This window comes from Brevundimonas intermedia, from assembly GCF_004614235.1.
GTDB lineage: Bacteria > Pseudomonadota > Alphaproteobacteria > Caulobacterales > Caulobacteraceae > Brevundimonas > Brevundimonas intermedia_A.
The window spans coordinates 23,866-44,086 of record NZ_SPVH01000003.1 but is presented as its reverse complement, the minus strand read 5'-3'; the positions used below and the strand labels follow the sequence as shown (position 1 = coordinate 44,086).

Below are 20,221 nucleotides of genomic sequence, written 5' to 3'. Positions count from 1 at the left end.
GTTTGAGATAGATCAGCATCACGACGCCGAACTCCGCCGACAGGCCAGCGAGGGCGATGAAGCCAACCCCGGTCGCGACCGACTGATCGAAGCCCATCAGATAGAGCAACCAGAAGCCGCCGGTCAGGGCGAATGGCAGGGTGCCCATGATGAGGAGGGCTTCGTCGAAGCGCCCGAAGGTCAGATAGAGCAGGATGAAGATGATCACGAGCGTGGCCGGAACCACGATCTTTAGCCGCTCGGCCGCCCGTTCCAGATATTCGAACTGGCCGGAGTAGGCGATGCTGACGCCCGGCGCGAGATCCACCTCGCTGGCGACCGCCTGACGCAGATCGGCGACGACAGACGCGAGGTCGCGCCCCCGAGTGTCGACATAGACCCAGGTGGTCAGCCTGCCGTTCTCGGACTTGAGCATCGGCGGGCCGTCCGCGATCTGGATATTGGTGACCGTGCCAAGGGTGATCTGCTGGCCCGACGGCGTCAGCATCGGCAGGGCGCGCAGTTGCTCCAGACTGTCGCGCAATTCTCTCGGGTAACGGACGCTGATCGGATAGCGGGCGAGCCCCTCCACCGTCTGTCCGATCGTCTCGCCGCCCACGGCGCCCGATACGATCGATTGGACATCGGCGATGTTCAGGCCGTAGCGGGCCGCCGCGCGCCGGTCGATGTCGATGTCGACATAACGCCCGCCGGTCAGGCGTTCGGCCAAGGCGGAGGTCACGCCCGGTACGGTCCTGGCGACATCGGCCACCTGGGCCGCGATACGGTCCATCGCGGCCAGGTCAGAGCCGGACACCTTGACGCCGACGGGGCTCTTGATGCCCGTCGCCAGCATGTCGATGCGATTTCGGATGGGAGGGACCCAGACGTTGGACAGTCCGGGGACCTGAACCGCGCGATCGAGTTCTTCGATCAGTTTTTCCGGGGTCATGCCCGGCCGCCATTCATCGCGCGGCTTGAACTGGATGGTGGTCTCGAACATCTCCAGCGGAGCCGGATCCGTGGCGGTTTCCGCCCGGCCCGCCTTGCCGAACACGGTCGCCACTTCGGGCACGGTGCGGATCATCCGGTCCGTCTGTTGCAGCAGTTCCGCGGCCTTGGCCGGGGAGAGACCCGGCTGGGCCGAAGGCATATACAGCAGGTCGCCCTCGTCCATCGCCGGCATGAATTCGCCGCCGAGCTGGCTAAGAGGCCAGGCGGTGGTGGCGAAGATCAGCAAGGCTGCCACCAAGGTCTTTCTGGGATGATGCAGCACCCAGTCCAATGGCCCGCGATAGATGCGCGTGAGCCAGCGATTGATCGGATTGCTCTGTTCGGCCGGGATCCGTCCGCGGATCAGATAGCCCATCAGAACCGGCACGAGAGTGATGGACAGGATCGCCGCCGCCGCCATCGCATAGCTCTTGGTAAAGGCTAGGGGCGCGAACAGCCGGCCCTCCTGGGCCTGCAGGCTGAACACCGGGATGAACGACAGGGTGATGATCAGCAGGCTCAGGAACAGCGCGGGGCCGACCTCCACGGCCGCCTCGGTGATGACCTTCCAGCGATCTTCGCCCGCCAGCTTTTCATCCGGGTGATCGTGTTCCCATCGTTCGATGTGTTTGTGGGCGTTCTCGATCATGACCACCGCCGCATCCACCATGGCGCCGATGGCGATGGCGATGCCGCCCAGCGACATGATGTTGGCGTTCACGCCCTGAAGATTCATGATCAGGAAGGCCGCCAGGACGCCCAGCGGCAGGGTCAGGATGGCGACCAGCGCCGACCGGGCGTGCCAGAGGAACAGGCCGCAGACCAGGGCGACGACTATGAACTCCTCGATCAGCTTGCCGCTCAGATTGTCGATCGCCCGGTCGATGAGCTGCGAGCGATCGTAGGTCGTCACCACTTCGACTCCCGGGGGCAGTCCGGCTTTGAGCGTCTCGAGTTTCTCGGTCACGGCCGCGATCGTGGCGCGGGCGTTTGCGCCGGATCGAAGGATGACGACGCCGCCCGCGACCTCGCCTTCGCCGTTGAGCTCGGCTATGCCGCGTCTCATCTCCGGGCCGATCTGGATGGTCGCGACATCCCCGAGGCTGATCGGCACGCCTCCAGCCGCCGTGCGGAGCGGCACGGCCCGGAAGTCGTCGAGCTCGGTCAGATAGCCGTTGGCGCGGATCATGTATTCGGCTTCGGCGAGCTGGAGCACCGAGCCGCCCGTCTCGCCGTTGGCGCGCTGGAGAGCGTCCACCACCGCCTGATGGGTGACGCCGTAGGACGCGAGCCTGACGGGGTCGAGCACCACCTGGTATTGCCGCACCATGCCGCCCAGGCTGGCGACCTCGGCGACCCCCGGCACGGTCTTCAGCTCGTAGCGGAGGAACCAATCCTGCAGGCTTCGCAATTGCGCCAGATCGTTGCGGCCTGTGCGATCGACCAGGGCGTATTCATAGACCCAGCCTACGCCGGTGGCGTCCGGACCAAGTGCCGGTTGGGCGGTCGCGGGAAGCCGCGCCTGCACCTGGCTGAGGTATTCGAGGACCCGGGAACGCGCCCAGTAGAGGTCCGTCCCATCTTCGAACAGCACATAGACGAAGCTGTCGCCGAAGAAGGAATAGCCTCGAACCGTTCGCGCGCCGGGTACGGACAGCATGGTGGTCGCCAGAGGATAGGTGACCTGGTTCTCGACGATCTGGGGCGCCTGCCCCGGGTAGCTGGTGCGAATGATGACCTGCACGTCCGACAGGTCCGGCAAGGCGTCGACCGGCGTGCTGCGAACCGCGAACAGGCCGGCGGCGAGCAGGGCGACGGCGGCCATAAGGACGAGGAAGCGCCCCTTGACCGAGGCGCGAATGACCGCGGCGATCATTGGCTCGACCTCCCGCGCGAGGCGGGCGCGGCCATGGATGCGCCCGTTGGGGCGGCGGTGGCGGGCCGGGACGTCGGGCCGATCGGCCGCGCCGTTACGCCTGACAGGCTGGCTTCGGAATCGATCAGGAACTGCCCCGACGCGACGATCCGTTCGCCTTCCCTGAGACCGGCGAGGATCTCGGTTTGCCCCCCGGCTTCTCGCCCGACACGGACCTCGGCCGGTTGATACCGGCCTTCCGGCCGGGCGAGCATGACAATGTCCCGTTCACCCGTTCGGATCACCGCCTCGGTCGGCACGAGCAACGCCGTCGTCGAACCGCCGCCGAAGGTGATCCGGCCGAACATGCCGGGGCGCAAACGGCCCCCGCGATTGGCCATTTCGATCCGTCCCGTGACCGTGCGGCTGTCGCCGACGAGTTCCGGCAACAGGGCGGTCAGACGACCCGTGAACCGCTCTCCCGGGAACGCGGTCAAAGCCACCTCGACGGACTGTCCGACCCTTAGCCGGCTCCCCAGCGCCTCCGGGATGGCGGCATTGACCCAGACGGTGGCCAGGCCGTTGATCTCGGCCAAGGTCATGCCTTGGGTCACGCTCATGCCGGCGCGCACGCCCAGGGTCTTGATCACGCCGCCAGTGGGCGTTGAGATCGTGATCGTGTTTCGCGCCCGCCCGCTGCGCTCCACCGAGGCGATCAGGCTCTCGGACATGCCCATCAGCACCAGTCGCTGCCGCGCCGCCTGGATCAGGGGCGTGTTGCCGGTGCGCCGTACGGCCAGATATTCCGTCTGGGCGCCGCCCCAGGTCGGGATGAGCAAATCGACCAGAGGCGCGCCCGCAGCGATGACATCGCCCGGCGCGCGGTTGTAGACTCGCTGCACGAAGCCGTCGGCCCGCGACTGGACCACGGCGATGTCGCGTTCATTGTAATCGACCACCGCCGTGGCGCTCAGATCGCCCTCAAGGTCGCCACGGCGAGCCGTGGCATACCGGACCCCCAAATTCTGGGCCAGCGCCGGATCGATTCGAACGCCGGGGGTGGCGGTCGTTCCCCCCTCATCGGCATATTTGGGGATGGTCTCCATGTTCATGGACGACTTCCCCGGCCCCGGGTAGCGTTCGTTTGGAACCATGGGATCGTACCAATAGAGGATCTCGCGCTCCCCTCCCCCCTCGGCGGTCTCACCGCCGGCCCCATCCAGCCGCGGAGCGACGACGATGCCGGCCCCGACGCCGACCCCGACCAAAAGAAGCGCGCCCATGGCGATGCCCAGGCGTTTGTTGCGAAGGGCGTTCATCGGTCGTCGTTCCCATAGGTGAGAGTGATCTCGACCACTTGACGCATCACGGCGGCCTCGCGATCGAGCGTGTCGAGCCGGGCGTTGGCCACGGCGGTGAAGGCTTCGAGAACTTCAACGATGCCCGCCCGACCCGCCGCATAGCTCGCGGTTTCGAGATCGGAACGCTGAAGGACACTGGGCAGAACGACGTCGCGCGACCGGACCCATTGATCGTGAGCGGTCGCGTATTCGGCCAGGGCGCTTCGCAGCGACGCGGTCAACACGCGCTCAGCGTCCTCACGCTCGGCGGTGACCCGCAGCGCATCAGCGGCGCGCGCGGCGATGACGGGATCCTGCCTTCGACCGGGAAAGATCGGCAGCCGCACGCTCGCTCCGACGGAGAACAGATCGCCGAACCGCTCATCGCGGCGGGCGTAGCTGGCTTGGAACGACCAGTCCGGGCGACGTCCGGCGCGGGCCAGGTCGACCTCGGCTTCGGCGCGGCGCGCGGCGGCTCCATAGGCCCGCACGGTCGGCAGCTGGGCGATGCCGTTCCGCAAGGCGGTCAGGTCGAGATCGTCCTGCGGCGGCGGGCCAACCGTCTCGGGATCGGCGTCGCCCGTCCACCGGGCGAGTTCGGCTCGCGCCTTCTCGATGTCGGCGGCGAGACTGCTGCGGCGATCGTCAAGATCGGCTTTGAGCTGAACGGGCCCGAGAGCGTTGGCGGGCCGATAGGCGCCGGACGCGACTCCGGCCGGGGCGGCGTCCCACAGGGGTTGCAACGTCGCCAGCAGCTCTTCCAACGCCGCAAAGCGGCGTTCGGCATAGAACAGGTCGATCCACGCAAGGCCCACGGCGACCCGGACCTCTCGTCGCGCGACGGACTCCTCAGCGCCGGCGACGCCGATCGCCGCCTCGGCGATGTCTCGCTCGGCGCGACGACGCGCGCGGCTGGGCACCTCCTGCTCGACGCCGATCCTGAGCATGGTGAAGTCTTCATCGAATTGCCCCGCGAACGGCCCGGTCACCGGATATCCGTCGAGACCGACGGAGAGCCGGGGGTCCGGCAGAAGCCCCGCTGCCGGAACGGCCGCACGAGCGGCGTCGACACCCAATGCGCTGGCGCGCAGACTGGGTGCGCTGAACGCCGCGCGGGCCAGGGCCTCGTCGAACGTCTGGGGGTCAGCCTGGGCCGGCGCGGTCCAGACGCTCAGGAGCAGAACGGAAGCGGGAAGGATCGCCCAGCTTGCGGTTAGCTCACGGCACCGGGTGGGCGCCGAAGCCTCGGCTCGCCGCGTCGTGACGCGCGGCAGGCGGACACGGGGCGGCTGACAAGCAGACGCGCGTGTCGCCGTCCTCAAACGAATGGTCATGAAATTCCTCGAAACCATCGGACCCGCCGTGAGGGCAGGACACCGGCGAAGGGCTCAGATCGATCGGTTACCGCGGCGTAACGTCGCGCACGGCCTACCGTTCAGCGAAAGCGTTCTAAGCCAGCCGTTTCGGCGGATTCTTCAGTGGAAGCGGGCCTGCGCCCTCTCGCACGACATCGACGGCTGCGAACCGGAGTCCCCGCGGAGCCGAAGGCCGTTGAACGGTCGGCGCCGGCGGCATGGGCGCCGCGACGGCGGCGCAGCCCATCTTGGCGATGCAGTCGGGCGTCATCTCGTCGCAAGGGCTAGTAGCGCCGCCGGAAGGCCCGTCCGCCATCACCATCATCTCGGCGCAATCCATGTCCGCCATGCCGCCCGTCGCTTCGAATACCTGGAACGGCGTGGCGTGCGCGGACGACTGGCCGACGAAGCCGGCCACCGCCAGGGCGAACAGAAGGGTGCGGACGAGGTTCCACATGCGCGGTCATCCCACGCCCGTCGGCCGGCCGTGTCAAGCGACCGACGGGCTGGCGTCGGGCGCGCGCAACGCAATGCTCCGGATCAGCGCGCGCCCGCCCGCAGTTCGAACGAGGGATTCAACCCCGGCGCCCGTATAACTCATTGAACCCCTCTGGTTTCGGAGCCTCCCTATGACCACTCGCAAAATCCTTTCCGTCGTCGGCGCCGTCGGCGCCCTGCTGTTGGGGGCGACGCAGGCTGCCGCCCACGCGCGCGTCGTCGCCTCCAACCCGGCGGCGAGCGCGAGCATCGCCTCGCCGCGTTCGCTGACGGTCACCTTCAGCGAACGCGTCGTTCCCGCTTTCTCGGGCCTCGAGGTCGTGAACGCCGCCGGTGCCAAATTCCCGGTCGCGACCACCGTCTCCGATGACGGCATGACCGTTTCGGGACGGACGGCGCGACCGCTCGCGGCCGGCGCCTACAGCCTCAACTGGCACGCCGCCTCCGCAGACGGCCACCGTATGACCGGCGCCATCGCCTTCACGGTGCGCTGACCCATCGTGCTCGACGTTCTGGTCATCCTGCTCCGGCTCGCGCAGTACGGCGGCGCTGTCGTCCTGCTCGGGACGCCGCTGTTCCTCCTCTACGGGTTGCGCGGGTCGGACGCGGTGGCCCTCGGCTGGACGAGATCCTTGCTGGTCAGCGCGGCGGCCGTGGTCGCCATAGGCTCCGCCGCCGCCTTCGCGGCCCAGACCGCTGTGATGGCGGGCTCGCTGACTGAAGGTCTCAAGCCGGCGACGCTCGGCTTCATGCTCACGGGCACGAGCCTCGGACCCGCCTTTCTCGTCCGGACGCTGGCCGCGTTGCTCGCGCTTCTTGCGCTCATCCAAGACAAGCCGTCCCGCGGCCTGTGGGGATTCGTCGCCGTCGCCGGTCTGATCGTCGGCGCCAGCTTCGCCTGGACGGGACACGGCGCGGCCACCGAAGGCGCCGGGCGCTATGTGCATCTGACGGCCGCTATTTTGCACAGCTGGGCGGCGGCGGTGTGGCTCGGCGCGCTCGCGGCGCTGCTTATCCTGACCTTCGGGCGACGGTCAAAAACGGTTGATAGCGACAGGATCCTTCATCGAGCGCTTCACGGATTTGCCGGCGTCGGAACCGCATCGGTCGCCGTCCTGGTTCTGAGCGGACTGGTGAACAGCTGGTTCATGGTCGGACCCGATCGTATCGCTGGCCTCTTGAGCACGCCCTACGGTCTGCTGTTGACGGGCAAGCTCGTGCTCTTCGCGCTCATGCTGGTTCTGGCGGCCGCGAACCGCTTTTATCTGACGCCCCACCTCGGCAGCGCCCTGGACGATCCCGAGTATCTTGGCCCCGCCATTTCACGGCTGAAACGCAGCTTGGTGATGGAGACCCTCCTCGCCCTGGGGCTGCTGGCCCTGGTGTCCATCATGGGAACCCTGGCTCCGGTCTCGGCCATGGAAATGGCGATGTAGCCGTTGGCGCGCGCCGAACGCGCTGGAGCCAGGTGCGTCGCACGCGCTCTTGGGACCGGCTGCGAATGGCCGTTGGCCCAGCGACCTGGACCCGCCTAGACTGCTCAAGAATTGAGGGGGCGCGCCGTGTCAGATCGAGTTCGTGATCTTATTGAACAGTGGCGGCGCGACCCGGCTGCGACCTACCAGACCTGGTTCTTGTGGGACGAGCGTCTGAAGAATTTCCGCTCCATCCGTCGCGGCATCGGCCAGGTCGTCAAGGAGATCGAAGCAGGCCGGTTCGGCGTGGCCTATCGCGGGTCGTCGCTGGAGACGATCGTTCATTCGGTGGCCGAACAACGGCAGATCTTCAAGGGCGCGGACCATGCCTTCCTCTGGAAGCCCAAACTTCGCATCCCGGACATCTACGAAAACCCGGCCAATCAACGCGCTTTCGGCCGGCTCCTGCATCACTGCAGCTGTTGTTCGACAGCAACGGAAATTCTCGCGGGCATCCGCACGATCGACCAACTCCGAATCAAGGGACTCGGGCCTGCAGTGGCCAACCTGATCTATTTTCTCCATCCCACCCACGTTTCGCCGTTCAATACCGCGATCGTCAACGGCTACAACGCGATCACCGGATCAAAGGTCAAGCTCGGGAGCTGGGAGCACTACCTTGCGATGCGGCAAGGAATTTTGGCCCTCAACGCTCGCTACAGCGATCTTCTGTCCAACGATCTCGGGGCGATCGCGGGCTTCCTGTTCGACGTGGGCTCCGGCCGTTATCCCGCGCCGCCCCTGGACGACGAGAGTCTGTCCGCCAGCGGCTGGGACGCGCGGCTGGCCGAAGCGCGCGCCGAAGCGGTCAAGTTCGAGAAGACCGCGCTCCAGCAGGGCGAGACGGACCGGACCCACACAGAGATCCAGGCCTGGGTCCGTGATCTGGGTCGCGCGCTGGGCTACAGGGTCTGGATCGCGTCCAATGACCGCGGGCGCCAGCACGAGGGCGCACGCCTGAGCGAGGGCTGCCTAGAACAACTACCGCCGTCGCTGGCGAACGGTCCAGGCGCCGAGTCCATCCGGCTGATCGACGTACTCTGGCTGGAGGGAGACGCGGACCGCGTGGCGGCCGCCTTCGAGGTCGAGCATTCCACCACGATCTACTCCGGTGTCGTGCGAATGCTGGACCTCGCCCTGTCAGGCGAACTAAACATCTCCGCCGGCCTTTTCCTGGTCGCTCCCGACAGCCGCGAAAACGATGTGCGGGCGCAGTTGCAACGTCCGGCCTTCAGCCGGATCGCCGATCTCAATGTGCGCTATCTGCCCTACGGAGAACTGGAACGGCACCGGGCATCAATCGCCCGCTTCGGAACCGGTCTCAGGGCTCTGACCGAGATTTCGCACCGCGTGACCTGATCGTCGGTGACTGGCCCGCCTCGCATCCAGGTCGTTCTGGCTCACAGGCCTGATAGGCAAGAGCGCGATCCTCCAGCCGCACCCGCCAGGTGATCAGCATGGCATTAAGCGCGGTGAACACCACTGCTATCCAGACCTGGCCGAAAACCAGCGGCAGGATGGCGATCTCAAGAGATGCGATCCAGTAGTTGGGATGACGAATGACCCGGAAGGGCCGGATCGGACTAGCGGCGCGCCGGGCAGGTGATGATCCGAGTGGTCCAAAACCGGCCAAGGTCGCGATCACCCCGCTTGCTCCAGCGCGCTCGTCGTGCTCTCGGCCATCAGGGCGACTGCGTGTTCCAGGAACAGGTCGTTCCGCTCCGCGAAGCTGTGCGGCTGCAGATACCAGTCCATTGGGACGCACGAATGCCGTGTGTCGATCAAGGCGTTTCGATAGATAGGCGCCAGCCGCTCGAAACCGCCGTGGGTCGTGGCGAACATTTCGGCCCCGTTGGCCGCGACGTCCTCTTGCCGCAGGATGTGCGGCGGCCAGGCGGTGGTCAGGGCGGCGAGACGCGGTGGTGAAGTCCGGTCGTTGTCTCTTGGCAGAGCTTCCTGTGATCGAGCCGTCGCCTGCCTCATGGCTCCCGCTTGCGAACCGCACGCGCCATTTTCAGGTCGCGGGAGATCCGTATCCACAGCAGGATGAAGCCCGAAATCACAATGCTCAGGGTCAAGGCGGTAGTGATGATGATCAGGGGGTGATTGAAGTCCTCGCCGTCGTTCCAGTCCATGACGTGCAGTCGCCAGAAGAAGTCGAAGATCCGCCACACGCCCGAGCGGCGCGTCACCACTTCGCCTGTCGCTGGCGACAGGTAGAAGGCCGTCTTTTCGCGGTCGGCGAAGTCTACCCGCCACAGCGGTCCGGTGCGTCCCGTCTCCTCGGGCGCCGTCGCCAGAAGAACCGCGCCGGAAACCCGCGCCTCGCCCTTGTACGCGCCCTTGGCGAAGGCCGAGGCGTCGGCGGCCGACATCGGTCCGAACGGCCGGCCGGTCGCGGCGGACACGACGACTGGCTCGCCCGACGCCGGCTTCAAGGTCCAGGCCGCCCCCCGCGGCGTCGTGTGAAGCTCCGCCTGGACAGGCGCGACGCCCGCTCGGCGCGCGATCTCGCTCAGTGCCGGAAGCGCGCCGAGCTCCAGCGGGCTCGGCTTGAGGTCAACCGCCCGATGTTCGCCGCGCACCGTCTCGATCGGAATGGCCGTCATCACCAGACCGCCGCCGACCCAGAACAGGACCTGAAGGCCGACGACGAGCGCAATCCATTTGTGCAGCTGGGTGGAGAGCTTGAGAACCTTCATCCCTGGGCCTCGCCTAGCCGTGACGCGCGAAGACGCGCGTACCGCCGCCCTTGAGGATCAGCAGGGTCTCATAGGGCTCACGTTGGCCGTCTGGCGTCTCCATGCCGGGAGACCCCAGCGGCATCGCCGGCACTGCGAGGCCCACGGCCTCGGGACGTTCGGCCAGAAGCTTGCGGACATCCTCGGCCGGCACATGGCCCTCGAGGACATAGCCGCCGATCATGGCCGTGTGGCAGGAGGCGAGCGCCTCGGGCACGCCTTGGGTGCTGCGTATAGAGCGAAGGCTCGGGAGTTCGTTGACCCGCGCCTTGAAGCCGGCGGCGCGCATGTGATCCACCCAGGCCGTGCAACAGGCGCAGGTCGGGGTCTTGTAGACCGCGAGCTCGGTCGATGAACGGGCGCCCGGAGCGCAGGCCGCGACGGCGACGGAGCCGGCCCCCGCGGCCAGAAACGCACGGCGTGAAAGGGTGGGCATCGATCTCATGGGTCCCTCTGGCGAGCGATATCTGGAGGCCGCCGATGACGGTCGCCGCCGCGATCAGGCGGCGGGGCGGAAGGGCCGGGCCGAGGAGTGATAGACGTCGAACCTCCACTCGTCACCCCGCTTGCGCAGGACGCTCGTGGCGGCGCCGCGGCGCTCTATGGGGGCCCGGGCTCCGTCCTTGAAGGTGATGTGGAAGGTGTAGGTCTCGCTCACGAAGGCGGTGTCGCCGTCAACCTCGACTTTCATTTCGTGGTTGCGGAAGTCGAAGCCGGCCAGATCGGCGAATTCGGGCCCGAGATGGTGCTCCAGATAATAGGCGAACGATCCCTCCACGCCGCCGTTCTCGAAGATCTCCGAGTCGGTCCAGAACAGGGCCGGCGTCTGCGACACGTCCATCCGCTCGATGGCGTCCTTGTAGGCGGTGACGACCGCTCGGACCTGGGCCTCGTCAGCGGATTGCGCATCGCCGGGGGCGTGCGCCGAGCCTGGCGTATGGGCCGAGCCGGGGGCGTGGGAGCGGGCCGGCGCCTGTGATTGAGCTTGCGCTTGGCCGGAGGTCGCGAGGAGGGCGGCGACCGCCGATCCGGCGAGTGCTGAACGGAACATCATGGTGCAGTCTCCTGGTTTGCCGCGGCCGCAGTAGAACCCGGTCCGGCGAAGTAGATGAAGAACGAGGCGTTCGGGCGACGACGGACCCCAAGGCCGTCAGAACATCAGATGCCTCATGCCATGGGTCAGCATCCCGCCCAGCAGGCCGTTGACCACCACGGCGGCGGCGGTCACGGTCAAAAGACCGATGTAGATCAGCTCGCGCCCGCGCCCCGGCCGGCGGACCCATTGTTCCTTCGCCCACCAGCTCAGCAGGCCGAGCGCGGCGATCGAGGTGCCGAGCCACCGATGGTAGAGGTGAGTCACATCGTCCTTCCCGGGCAGCCCCATAGCGAACCATCCCAGCGCCACCGCGGCGACCGCGGAGATCGCCGCCAGGGCGATGATCACCCGCGTGCCCTGGGTCAGGACCGGCCGACGCAGCGTCAGGGCGGCGATCTCGAGGAGCGCGGCGACGAGGAACAGCGCGATCGGGAAATGGACGGCGGCGGGATGCATGGCGCCGAGCCAGCGATACAGGCGCTGGGGCATTGGCTTGGGACCCTCGTCCGCCGTCATGGCCCCGTGGTCCATGTCCATAGCCATCCCCGGCATGGCCATCACGCCGCCTTCTGGCACGGCGCCCGCCGGCGCGGCGGCCTGGGCACGGGCCGCGGCCTGCTTGTCATGATCCTCGTGCGCGAACGCGGGCGCGCTGACAGACAGCGCCACCACCAGGGCGATCCCCGACAGAAGTTTGCGTATCGACATTGTTCTCTCCCATCCCGTCCCTTCTGCTAACTACGCACCGGGGAGGCCGTCCCCTCGTTTGAGGGATTTGGCTTGTTTCGGCGTAGTAGGGATTAGGGGCGCAAGGAGAGTGTTCGATGGCGCGTAATTTGGATGATCTTTTGGCCGGATCGGCGGCGACGCCCTTGGGCCGGTCGCTCGACGGGCTCGAACCGCTCGTCTGGAGCCGGGTCGACGCGCTTCGCGGCGAAAGGCTCGCGTCGCAACTGCGTTTGGGGGCCGTCGCCATGGCCCTGGTCACCGGCCTGACGGCAGGCGGCGTCGGCGCGGTCGCCGCCCCCAGACCGGCCGGGGAGATGGCCATTTTCACGGTCGACGCGGGCCTGTCGCCTCTGGTGAGACTGGAAACCGGCCGATGAAGCGCGGCTGGCAGGCCATCGCCCTGACGGCCGTCCTGGCGGCGGTCGCCAGCGGCGCGGGCACTTGGATCAGCGCCAGCTGGGTGCTGAGCCGGCGCGAACCGCCATCCCTGCACGACATCGTGCACCACGACCTGAAGCTCTCGCCCGACCAGCTGACCCGCATCGACGCAGTCGAAGCCCGGTTCGCCGCGCGCCGGCCCGCGCTCGAAGCGGACGTCCGCGCGGCCAATCAGGAACTGGCGCGCGCGATCGCACGGAGCGACGGCGACGGTCCCCAGGTCCAGGCGGCGGTGGACCATTTCCACGTCGCCATGGGCGCCTTGCAGAAGGAGACGATCGCCCACGTCTTCGAGATGCGGTCCGTTCTGACGCCGGCCCAGGCCGAGGTATTCGACGACCGTATCGTCGAGGCCCTCGCGCCCGACGAAGGCTAGCGTTCCGCGTGGACAGCCCCAACGACCTGTCAGCCCGCGCCGCCGGCGGGGACCGGGCGGCCTTCAGCGAGTTGATGCGGCAGACCAAGACTTCTCTGTTCCGTTTCGTCCGGCGCTATGTCGGCGATGAACAGGACGCCTGGGACCTGTTGCAGGACACCTATGCGGCGGCCTGGATCAACATTCGCCGCTACGACCCGGTCCGACCCTTCGAGGCCTGGATCCGGACCATCGCACTCAATAAATGCCGGGACTGGAGCCGTCGCCGCTTCGTTCGGCGGCTCATCCGGGGCGGCGTCGACCTGTCGTCGCCGGAAGCCATGTCCGTGCCGGACGGGGCCGAGGCGGTGGATGACCGGATGGATGCCAGCGCAAGGCTGGCGCGGTTGAACGAGGCTGTGAGCCATCTGCCGCCGCACCTCAAGGCTCCGCTTCTGCTGACGGCGATCGAGGGGCGCAGTCAGGCGGAAACGGCCGGGATGCTGGGTGTCTCCATCAAGACCGTGGAGACCCGCGTGGCGCGGGCTCGTCGCAAGCTGTCCGAGGCGCTGGACGACACGCCCGCTGTCCGGGCCGCTCTTGAGTGATCAGCTCGAGGGTCCTCGGAACCTTCGTCGCGCCTTAGCCCCGCTCGGGCCGCAGCGGCGCTCCGTCGATCGACCTCCAGGCGGCGAGGGATGCGGCGCCCGTCCGCGTATTCTAGTATGAGGGCGTCGCGGGAAATCGACCCGATCATCGCCCTTTTCTTTCAGGAGCTTGTCACATGAGAGTCCCGATCCTAGCCGCCGCAGCGGCGATCACCTTGGGCGCCTGCCAGCCGGCCGCCGACCCTCAACCGGTCGAGGCCCAGACGGCGCCGGGCGCCTCGGCGACGACCCCGATGGAGGCCGCGCCGGTCGCCACGCCCGAGCCGACCCCGCAGCCGCAGGCCGCCGCATCAGCCCCGGCGCCGTCCCCCCGGGCCTCGACGCCCCGACCGACCCGCCCCGCGCCGGCGCCAGCACCCGCCCCGACGCCGCCGCCGGCCGATCCGATGGCCGGCCATGACATGTCGAAGATGGACGGCATGACCATGCCGCCCAACCAGTAGTCCACGTAAGCATCAGGAAGTCTCTCATGAACCGTTCAATCCTCACCAGCCTGGCCGCTCTGGCGGCGCTGGCTCCCGTCTCCCTCGCCCAGGCCCAGAGCCATTCGCACGCGGGCATGTCGGCGCAGGATCACGCCGCCATGCAGGCCCCCGCCAACGGCGTCGTCACCGCGCCCGCGGACAACGCCATGCTAGCGGTCGCGCCGACGACCTTCTCGGCGACGTTCCCGCACGCCATGACCCTGACCTCTCTCAGGCTGACGGGCCCTGACGCCCGGTCCATCGACGTGGCTGTGGTCGACGACGCGGCGCCGGTCACCACGGTCAGCGCGCCCCTCCCCATCCTGGCCCCCGGATCCTATTCCGCCGCCTGGGCCGCGAAGGGCGCCGACGGCCACCAGATGAACGGCCTCGTCCGTTTCATGGTTCACTGAGGGATCGGCCTCCCGCCTCCTGAGGGGCCGAAGCCGGATGTGGAAGGAACGCCGCGCGACCTGCCGCGCGGCGTTTTTCCGTCGTCGATCAGCGGTCGGCTCCCCGGCTGACCCCTCGCGATGGTCTTTCAGCCCTGGGCTCAGTCGGCGCGCCGTGATCGCCGGCCGGCGCGATCCATCCGGCCGGGGGGCGAACTACGCTCCTGAAGGTGGGGCGCCAAGCTCGCCAATGTCCGGGTCACAACGTGGGCGTCGCCGAAACCGCGTCCTACAGCTTGGCCAGCCTCCGGGTCGTACAGAATGGTGAAACAGCCCAGCGCCTTGGCCGGGCGAATGTCCCATTCCAGACTGTCTCCGACGACACAGACCTCGGGCGGATCGACGTTCAAGGCGGCAAACACTCGCCTGAACGCGCCCGGATCGGGCTTGCCAACGCCGACCTCGCCTTCAATCTGGATATGATGGAAACGCGAAGCCAGACCGAAACGCTCGATCTTGGCGCGCTGCAGTGGACCGGCGCCGTTGGTGAGCAGCGCGAGCCGGTATCCAGCGTCCCGCAGTTGGACCAACACGGCGTCCGCCTTGGGTTCGAGCCGCATCTGCCGGTCGCGATGGAGGCTGAAGGCGTCGGCGATGCGCTCTGCGATCTCGGGAGATACCGTTGGACTACTGTCGCGCCGCAAGGCCTCGAAGGCTTTGGCTGCGATGACGCGCCGGGCCTGCTTCGGGTCTGCGCGGCCCACGGCGTGGCTGTCCGGATCGCTCCAGAAGGCCCGCCCCGCCTCCGTCAGGGCGCGCGCTGCAACGTCCGGAGCGAGGTCGCCAAGCTCGGTCTGGTATACCTGACAGACGCTGCGCCACGCCAGATCAGGGCGGCGATAGGCTGAGAGCAGGGTGTCATCCAGATCGATCACGACGGCCCGGATCCGCCGCCCCGCTGTCATTGGACAACACCGGGCCGGTCACCGGCCGGCGCAAGGCACAGGCTGTAGCGAGGCCCTGGCCCCGGCGGGGGCGTCCTGACAACCGACCCGTTGCGTGCCTGTGGGGGCGCCGGCGTCAAGACAAGACCCGCCGCCGCTTCGCTAGAACCACGCCCGAATGCCGACGACCAGCCGGGTGTCTTCCGAGCTTCGCCCGTCAGCTTCCAGGAAGTCCGCCGTATTGCCGAAGCTCTTGGTCCATTCGACGCCGACATAGGGTGCGAATTCCTTGCGGAACTCGTAGCGCAAGCGGGCCCCGATCTGGAGCGTCGACAGGCCGGACCCGATCCGGAGTTCGGGGATGTCCTCCGCCGACAGCACCACCTCGGCCCGGGGCTGCACGATCCAGCGATTGGTGATCCGCTGATCATATTCGGCCTCCGCCCTCGCCGTCAGTTCGCCCTTGTTGGACAGGAAGGCCGCCGCATCGACCTCGAACCAGTAGGGCGCCAGACCCTGAATGCCGACGACCAGATCGGTCCGGTCGCCCTCGGGCCGGTAGGTCTGCCGCAGGCCGGTCTGGAAGTCGAAGAAGGGCCGGAACGCCCGGCTGTAAAGGGCTTGGACCTCGGCTTCCTCGACCTCGCCGTCGAAGTCGCCCTCGACTTCCGACTTCCACCAGAAGCGGTTGATGTCGCCGCCGGTCCAGCCCTGCGCGTCCAGCGCGTAGCCTTCTTCGCCGTCTCCGAAACTCGCTTCGAGCTGGTCGATGATCACCGCGGTGGTCCGCACGTCGCCATTCTCGACGCGAAGCTGTTCGCGGGCCGCCGCCATCTCCGCGGGATCGAACAGGGTATCGGCGGCGTGAGCGGGGCCGCTGGTCGCCCCGGGCGGAAGGGGCATTTCCGGAGGGCGTCCCGGGTTGTCCGCGCTGGTCGGCACGTCGGGCGGCATCGCCATGGCCGACATGTCATGACCCGGGGGCATCTGCCCCATGGTCGACATGTCATGTCCCGCCGGCATGGCCGACGCGGGCGCGGTCTGCCGCATCGTTGACATGTCGTGCCCGGCGTGGGGATCCGGCTGAGCGGCGGCGGCCGGCTGCTGGCCGCTCTGCATGGTCGACATGTCATGTCCCGCCGGCATGGCCGGCGCCGGCGCGGTCTGGCCCATCGTCGACATGTCATGTCCGGCGTGGGGATCCGGCTGACCGGCGGCGGCCGGCCGCTGGCCGCTCTGCATGGTCGACATGTCGTGGCCCGCCGGCGTGGCCGGCGCGGGCGCGGTCTGCCGCATCGTCGACATGTCGTGCCCGGCGTGGGGATCCGGCTGACCGGCGGCGGCCGGCTGTTGGCCGCTCTGCATGGTCGACATGTCATGTCCCGCCGGCATGGCCGGCGCGGGCGCGGTCTGGCTCATCGTCGACATGTCGTGCCCGGCGTGGGGATCCGCCGACGCCGGCGCGCGCTCGGGCACGGCGCCGGTCGGGCAGACCGGCGCCCCGGGCGTTCCGACGCGGGACGGATCCGCCGTCGGCGCGCCGCGCCGGACGCAACCGGCGGGCAGCTGGACGGCGGTCTGGACGGCGTTAGCCGCCGCGCCGTGCCCGGCGTGGCTCTGGGCGAACACCGGGCCGGCCGAGGCCGCGAGGAGCAGAGGGACGAGACCCACGGACCGACGGATCATGACGAGGCTCCTGACATCGGGCGGACGGTGACGACGTTGAACATGCCCGCGTGCATGTGCATCAGCATGTGACAGTGGAAGGCCCAGTCCCCGGGATTGTCGGCGGTCAGGTCAAAGGTGACCTTGCCGCCGGGGAGAACGTTGACCGTATGCTTCAGCGGTTGGTGGCCCGCCGGTCCGCCGGTCACCAGTTCGAAGAAGTGGCCGTGCAGATGGATGGGGTGGGCCATCATGGTGTCGTTGACCAGGGTCACCCTCACCCGCTCGTTCCGCTCAAAGCGGATCGGCTCGACCAGTTCGCTGAACTTCCTCCCGTCGAAGCCCCACATGAACCGCTCCATGTTGCCGGTCAGGTGGATCTCCATGGTCCGCGACGGGGGACGCTGGTCCTTGTTGGGCGTCAGCGAGACCAGGTCGGTGTAGACCAGCACGCGGTGGGGTACGTCGGCCAGTCCCGTCGGGCGCTCGCCCATGCGGTTGGCCGGCGCCATGGCGATGGCGTCCACGCCGACCCCCACCGCCATGTCCGGCGGGGCGTTGGCGGGATCGCGCATGTTCATGCCGGCCATGGAGCCGTGGTCCATCCCGGTCATCGCACCCGTGGACTGGGGCGCCATGGCGCCGTGATCCATCCCGGCCATGGTGCCGCCGGAGGCGCCGGTCATGGCGCTATGATCCATCCCCGCCATGGCGCCGCCCGGCTGGCCCCCCATCGAGCCGTGGTCCATGCCGCCCATGCCGCCCATGTCCCCCATGCCCATGTCCTTCATGGTCAGGTTGGGAACCTCGCGGAGCGGCGGAACCTCGGCGGTCATCCCCAGGCGCGGAGCAAGGGTCGCCCGCCCCATGCCGGAACGGTCAATGGCTTCCGACACGATGGTGTAGGCCCGGTCCTCGGTCGGCCGGACGATAACGTCATAGGTCTCGGCGACGGAGATCTGGAACTCGTCGGTCTCGACCGGACGCACGTTCTCGCCGTCGGCCTGGACCACCGTCATCGGCAGGCCGGGGATGCGGACGTTGAAGATCGACATGGCCGAGGCGTTGATGATGCGCAGTCGCACCCGTTCGCCGGGTCGGAACAGGCCGGTCCAGTTCTCCTGCGGGCCGTGTCCATTGATCAGATAGGTGTAGGTCGTCCCATTCACGTCGAGGATGTCGCGCGGGTCCATCCGCATCTGGCCCCACATGCGCCGTTCTTCCAGGCTCATGCGGTCCTCGCCGGAGAAGAGGCCCGCCAGGGTCGTGCGCTGCCGGTTGAAGTAGCCGGGGCTCTTCTTCAGCTTGTCGAGGATTTCGTGCGGATGCATGAAACTCCAGTCCGACAGGACCAGCACATGCTCGCGGTCGTAGGCGACCGGATCGGCGCCGGCCGGATCGATGACGATCGGCCCGTAGTGGCCGAGCGCCTCCTGCAGGCCGGAGTGGCTGTGATACCAGAAGGTGCCGGACTGCCTGATCGGAAACTCGTAGACGAAGGTCTCGCGCGGCTTGATGCCTGGGAAGCTGATCCCGGGCACCCCGTCCATCTGGAAGGGTAGAAGAAACCCATGCCAGTGGATCGAGGTGTCTTCGTCCAGGGTGTTCGTCACCGCCAGACGGACGTTCTGGCCTTCGCGCAGCCGCAACACCGGCGCCGGCAGCACGCCGTTGATGGTCGTGGACGTCGCGGTGCGCCCGTTCACGGTGAAGGGCGTCTGACCGATGGTCAGATCGATATTCGGCCCAGTCAGGGTAGGCAGGTCCGACCGCAGCCCCGGCGAGCCCGTCTGCGCCCAGGCGGGCATCAGGCCCTGCAAGGCGGCGAGACCGCCGCCCGCGACGGCGCCGCGCAGCAGCAGTCGACGATCCAGCTTCATAAGATACTCCTTAAAGTCAGAACCGCGCCTCGGCGAGGCGACGATCTATATGGTTTTACGCAGGCGACCCGGTCGCCCCTCGCGACACGCTGCCGCAGAGCCGACCGGGCCGGAAACTCCCGTCGCCTAGCGCTGGATCAGCGCCGCGCCAGAAGAGCCTTCATCTGGGCGATCTCCTGTTCCTGGGAGCGGACGATTTCCTCGCACAGACCGAGCACTTCCGGATCCGTCAGCGAGGCTTGCTGGCACATCAGGATGGCGCCGGAGTGGTGCGGGATCATCGAACGCAGGAACTCCGTGTCTCCCACCGCCGCCTGGGTCCGCATACCCCAGAAGCTGACCGCAAACACCAGGGCGGCAGCCCCGCCGATCAGCAGATTCGTCCGTTTCGACGGATACATCGACCGCATGAACACCATCATGAGGATCGCCATAGGCGAGACCATCATCAGCGTCATGTAGACGTTGTTGAGGTTGAAATAGAAGTGATTGAGGGACGCGATCATCGTGTACATCACCAGGTACATGATGATGAAATCCAGGACGAGCTCGAAGCCGAAGGAACGGTAGCTCCCCTTCATGGCGTGCATGGTCTTCATGTTTTCCATCGATTGTTCTTCCTCTACTCGCAAATCTGCAACGGGACTTCTCGCCGACGCCGGATCATCCTGCGCTGGCGGGATGAGCCTCCAGCCAGGCGCGCAGCTCCGCGATGTCCGCGGTCTGCATCTCGATCGTCTTCTGCGCCATGCGCCGGATGTCGGCGTCCTGGCTTTCGCGCAGCACCACCTGGGCCATGTCGAGGGCGCCCTGGTGATGCGCGATCATCTTGCGAGCCCAGGTCTGGTCCGTGTCGACCCCGGTCGCGGCCATCATGGCCTCCATCATTTTCGCTTCGGCCGGCGCGAACGGCGGCTCACCGCCTCCGCCCGGCGCTGCCGCACCGGCTGCGGCCCCCACGTTTGTTTCGAGCCAACGCTGGAGCTCGGCGATGTCCCCGGTCTGCATCTCGACGGTCTTCTGCGCCATCCGGCGAATGTCGGCATCCCGCGTGTCGCGCAGCACGATCTGGGACATATCGAGGGCGCCTTGGTGATGGGGGATCATCTTGCGGGCCCATGCCTCTCCGGCGCTGGCTCCCGTCGCCGACCTCATGGCCTCGTGCATCCTCGCCTCGGCGGCGGAGAAGGGCGTCTGCGCCATCGCCATGGGCTCCGGAGTCTGCGCCGACTCGTCGGCCTTGGAGGCCGCCGGCGGCTCGGCGGCCGGGCTGCACGCCGCCACGAGGAGAGCGGAACAGCCGGCGAGCAGAACGGACGAGCGTGTGAAGGTCAGGTTGAACATCGGGTGTCTC

Annotated in this window: 23 protein-coding genes; 8 read left to right on the top strand and 15 right to left on the bottom strand. The window is 67.7% G+C overall.

What is annotated here, in order from left to right; genetic code table 11:
* The 4 genes from EGY25_RS05950 to EGY25_RS05935 form a co-directional block, all read right to left on the bottom strand.
* Positions 1-2,848 (bottom strand): efflux RND transporter permease subunit (locus EGY25_RS05950; protein WP_135194145.1); only part of this gene is annotated, 2,848 nt, incomplete at its 3' end.
* On the bottom strand, positions 2,845-4,146 hold the full coding sequence (locus tag EGY25_RS05945) for an efflux RND transporter periplasmic adaptor subunit (protein WP_112863185.1): 1,302 nt from the start codon (positions 4,144-4,146) through the stop codon (positions 2,845-2,847). The genes EGY25_RS05945 and EGY25_RS05950, both read right to left, overlap by 4 nt.
* A complete protein-coding gene (locus EGY25_RS05940; RefSeq protein WP_135194144.1) occupies positions 4,143-5,501 on the bottom strand; it encodes a TolC family protein in 1,359 nt (452 codons plus the stop codon). Before EGY25_RS05940 ends, EGY25_RS05945 begins: the two co-directional genes overlap by 4 nt.
* A 115-nt stretch (positions 5,502-5,616) precedes the next feature.
* Positions 5,617-5,979 carry a hypothetical protein gene (locus EGY25_RS05935; RefSeq protein ID WP_088582514.1) on the bottom strand — a complete coding sequence of 121 codons (363 nt, stop codon included), beginning with the start codon at positions 5,977-5,979 and terminating at the stop codon, positions 5,617-5,619.
* Positions 5,980-6,151: 172 nt separating this feature from the next.
* Here EGY25_RS05935 and copC point away from each other — a divergent pair, with 172 nt between their 5' ends.
* The 3 genes from copC to EGY25_RS05920 all read left to right on the top strand — a co-directional run bounded on the left by copC (position 6,152) and on the right by EGY25_RS05920 (position 8,854).
* Entirely contained in the window at positions 6,152-6,514 is a 363-nt protein-coding gene (copC, locus tag EGY25_RS05930; protein WP_088582513.1) for a copper homeostasis periplasmic binding protein CopC, read from the top strand.
* Positions 6,515-6,520: 6 nt separating this feature from the next.
* Positions 6,521-7,456, top strand: a complete 936-nt coding sequence (copD, locus tag EGY25_RS05925; protein ID WP_135194143.1) for a copper homeostasis membrane protein CopD — start codon at positions 6,521-6,523, stop codon at positions 7,454-7,456.
* Positions 7,457-7,582: 126 nt separating this feature from the next.
* Positions 7,583-8,854: a type II restriction endonuclease gene (locus tag EGY25_RS05920; protein WP_088582921.1), complete on the top strand. Its 1,272-nt coding sequence runs from the start codon at positions 7,583-7,585 to the stop codon at positions 8,852-8,854.
* Here the strand turns inward: EGY25_RS05920 and EGY25_RS05915 are convergent.
* The 6 genes from EGY25_RS05915 to EGY25_RS05890 all read right to left on the bottom strand — a co-directional run bounded on the left by EGY25_RS05915 (position 8,817) and on the right by EGY25_RS05890 (position 12,040).
* Positions 8,817-9,140 (bottom strand): isoprenylcysteine carboxylmethyltransferase family protein, encoded by a 324-nt coding sequence (locus EGY25_RS05915; RefSeq protein WP_205678542.1) that lies wholly within the window; start codon positions 9,138-9,140, stop codon positions 8,817-8,819. The two genes, EGY25_RS05920 and EGY25_RS05915, sit on opposite strands and share 38 nt — an antisense overlap.
* Entirely contained in the window at positions 9,137-9,478 is a 342-nt protein-coding gene (locus EGY25_RS05910; RefSeq protein WP_088582511.1) for a hypothetical protein, read from the bottom strand. Before EGY25_RS05910 ends, EGY25_RS05915 begins: the two co-directional genes overlap by 4 nt.
* The gene (locus EGY25_RS05905; RefSeq protein WP_088582510.1) at positions 9,475-10,197 is read right to left on the bottom strand and encodes a PepSY domain-containing protein; all 723 of its coding nucleotides are present in this window, start codon (positions 10,195-10,197) and stop codon (positions 9,475-9,477) included. The genes EGY25_RS05910 and EGY25_RS05905 overlap by 4 nt, the downstream gene beginning before the upstream one ends.
* 13 nt (positions 10,198-10,210) lie before the next feature.
* On the bottom strand, positions 10,211-10,681 hold the full coding sequence (locus EGY25_RS05900; RefSeq protein WP_306418727.1) for a DUF411 domain-containing protein: 471 nt from the start codon (positions 10,679-10,681) through the stop codon (positions 10,211-10,213).
* Positions 10,682-10,735: 54 nt separating this feature from the next.
* Positions 10,736-11,290, bottom strand: coding sequence for a YybH family protein (locus EGY25_RS05895; RefSeq protein WP_135194142.1), 555 nt, complete (start codon positions 11,288-11,290; stop codon positions 10,736-10,738).
* 96 nt (positions 11,291-11,386) lie between these two features.
* Positions 11,387-12,040 (bottom strand): DUF2231 domain-containing protein, encoded by a 654-nt coding sequence (locus EGY25_RS05890; protein ID WP_088582507.1) that lies wholly within the window; start codon positions 12,038-12,040, stop codon positions 11,387-11,389.
* Between the two features lie 116 nt (positions 12,041-12,156).
* On the opposite strand from EGY25_RS05890, the gene EGY25_RS05885 reads away from it, so the two are divergent.
* The 5 genes from EGY25_RS05885 (at position 12,157) to EGY25_RS05865 (ending at position 14,399) form a co-directional block, all read left to right on the top strand.
* A complete protein-coding gene (locus EGY25_RS05885; protein ID WP_088582506.1) occupies positions 12,157-12,438 on the top strand; it encodes a hypothetical protein in 282 nt (93 codons plus the stop codon).
* Positions 12,435-12,875 (top strand): Spy/CpxP family protein refolding chaperone, encoded by a 441-nt coding sequence (locus EGY25_RS05880; protein WP_088582505.1) that lies wholly within the window; start codon positions 12,435-12,437, stop codon positions 12,873-12,875. Before EGY25_RS05885 ends, EGY25_RS05880 begins: the two co-directional genes overlap by 4 nt.
* 8 nt (positions 12,876-12,883) lie before the next feature.
* Positions 12,884-13,462, top strand: coding sequence for an RNA polymerase sigma factor (locus EGY25_RS05875; protein ID WP_245159370.1), 579 nt, complete (start codon positions 12,884-12,886; stop codon positions 13,460-13,462).
* A 176-nt stretch (positions 13,463-13,638) separates the two neighbouring features.
* Positions 13,639-13,965 carry a hypothetical protein gene (locus EGY25_RS05870; protein WP_135194141.1) on the top strand — a complete coding sequence of 109 codons (327 nt, stop codon included), beginning with the start codon at positions 13,639-13,641 and terminating at the stop codon, positions 13,963-13,965.
* A gap of 26 nt (positions 13,966-13,991) precedes the next feature.
* Entirely contained in the window at positions 13,992-14,399 is a 408-nt protein-coding gene (locus tag EGY25_RS05865) for a copper resistance CopC family protein (RefSeq protein WP_052004988.1), read from the top strand.
* Between the two features lie 140 nt (positions 14,400-14,539).
* On the opposite strand, the gene EGY25_RS05860 is transcribed toward EGY25_RS05865, so the two are convergent.
* From EGY25_RS05860 to EGY25_RS05840, 5 genes are all read right to left on the bottom strand, one after another.
* Complete coding sequence (locus tag EGY25_RS05860) at positions 14,540-15,313, bottom strand: HAD family hydrolase (RefSeq protein WP_164952667.1); 774 nt, start codon at positions 15,311-15,313, stop codon at positions 14,540-14,542.
* A gap of 171 nt (positions 15,314-15,484) precedes the next feature.
* Complete coding sequence (locus EGY25_RS05855; protein ID WP_245159369.1) at positions 15,485-17,008, bottom strand: copper resistance protein B; 1,524 nt, start codon at positions 17,006-17,008, stop codon at positions 15,485-15,487.
* Positions 17,005-18,867: a copper resistance system multicopper oxidase gene (locus tag EGY25_RS05850; RefSeq protein WP_135194140.1), complete on the bottom strand. Its 1,863-nt coding sequence runs from the start codon at positions 18,865-18,867 to the stop codon at positions 17,005-17,007. Before EGY25_RS05850 ends, EGY25_RS05855 begins: the two co-directional genes overlap by 4 nt.
* A 137-nt stretch (positions 18,868-19,004) precedes the next feature.
* A complete protein-coding gene (locus EGY25_RS05845) occupies positions 19,005-19,475 on the bottom strand; it encodes a DUF305 domain-containing protein (protein WP_135194139.1) in 471 nt (156 codons plus the stop codon).
* A 55-nt stretch (positions 19,476-19,530) separates the two neighbouring features.
* The gene (locus EGY25_RS05840) at positions 19,531-20,211 is read right to left on the bottom strand and encodes a DUF305 domain-containing protein (protein WP_052004990.1); all 681 of its coding nucleotides are present in this window, start codon (positions 20,209-20,211) and stop codon (positions 19,531-19,533) included.
* Between the last annotated feature and the right edge of the window lie 10 nt (positions 20,212-20,221).

Coding starts and splice junctions, on each gene's coding strand:
- EGY25_RS05945 (WP_112863185.1), bottom strand. CDS start 4,146: ATGAACGCCCTTCGCAACAAACGCCTGGGCATCGCCATGGGCGCGCTT.
- EGY25_RS05940 (WP_135194144.1), bottom strand. CDS start 5,501: ATGACCATTCGTTTGAGGACGGCGACACGCGCGTCTGCTTGTCAGCCG.
- EGY25_RS05935 (WP_088582514.1), bottom strand. CDS start 5,979: ATGTGGAACCTCGTCCGCACCCTTCTGTTCGCCCTGGCGGTGGCCGGC.
- copC (WP_088582513.1), top strand. CDS start 6,152: ATGACCACTCGCAAAATCCTTTCCGTCGTCGGCGCCGTCGGCGCCCTG.
- EGY25_RS05910 (WP_088582511.1), bottom strand. CDS start 9,478: ATGAGGCAGGCGACGGCTCGATCACAGGAAGCTCTGCCAAGAGACAAC.
- EGY25_RS05905 (WP_088582510.1), bottom strand. CDS start 10,197: ATGAAGGTTCTCAAGCTCTCCACCCAGCTGCACAAATGGATTGCGCTC.
- EGY25_RS05900 (WP_306418727.1), bottom strand. CDS start 10,681: ATGAGATCGATGCCCACCCTTTCACGCCGTGCGTTTCTGGCCGCGGGG.
- EGY25_RS05895 (WP_135194142.1), bottom strand. CDS start 11,290: ATGATGTTCCGTTCAGCACTCGCCGGATCGGCGGTCGCCGCCCTCCTC.
- EGY25_RS05890 (WP_088582507.1), bottom strand. CDS start 12,040: ATGTCGATACGCAAACTTCTGTCGGGGATCGCCCTGGTGGTGGCGCTG.
- EGY25_RS05885 (WP_088582506.1), top strand. CDS start 12,157: ATGGCGCGTAATTTGGATGATCTTTTGGCCGGATCGGCGGCGACGCCC.
- EGY25_RS05880 (WP_088582505.1), top strand. CDS start 12,435: ATGAAGCGCGGCTGGCAGGCCATCGCCCTGACGGCCGTCCTGGCGGCG.
- EGY25_RS05870 (WP_135194141.1), top strand. CDS start 13,639: ATGAGAGTCCCGATCCTAGCCGCCGCAGCGGCGATCACCTTGGGCGCC.
- EGY25_RS05865 (WP_052004988.1), top strand. CDS start 13,992: ATGAACCGTTCAATCCTCACCAGCCTGGCCGCTCTGGCGGCGCTGGCT.
- EGY25_RS05855 (WP_245159369.1), bottom strand. CDS start 17,008: ATGATCCGTCGGTCCGTGGGTCTCGTCCCTCTGCTCCTCGCGGCCTCG.
- EGY25_RS05850 (WP_135194140.1), bottom strand. CDS start 18,867: ATGAAGCTGGATCGTCGACTGCTGCTGCGCGGCGCCGTCGCGGGCGGC.
- EGY25_RS05845 (WP_135194139.1), bottom strand. CDS start 19,475: ATGGAAAACATGAAGACCATGCACGCCATGAAGGGGAGCTACCGTTCC.
- EGY25_RS05840 (WP_052004990.1), bottom strand. CDS start 20,211: ATGTTCAACCTGACCTTCACACGCTCGTCCGTTCTGCTCGCCGGCTGT.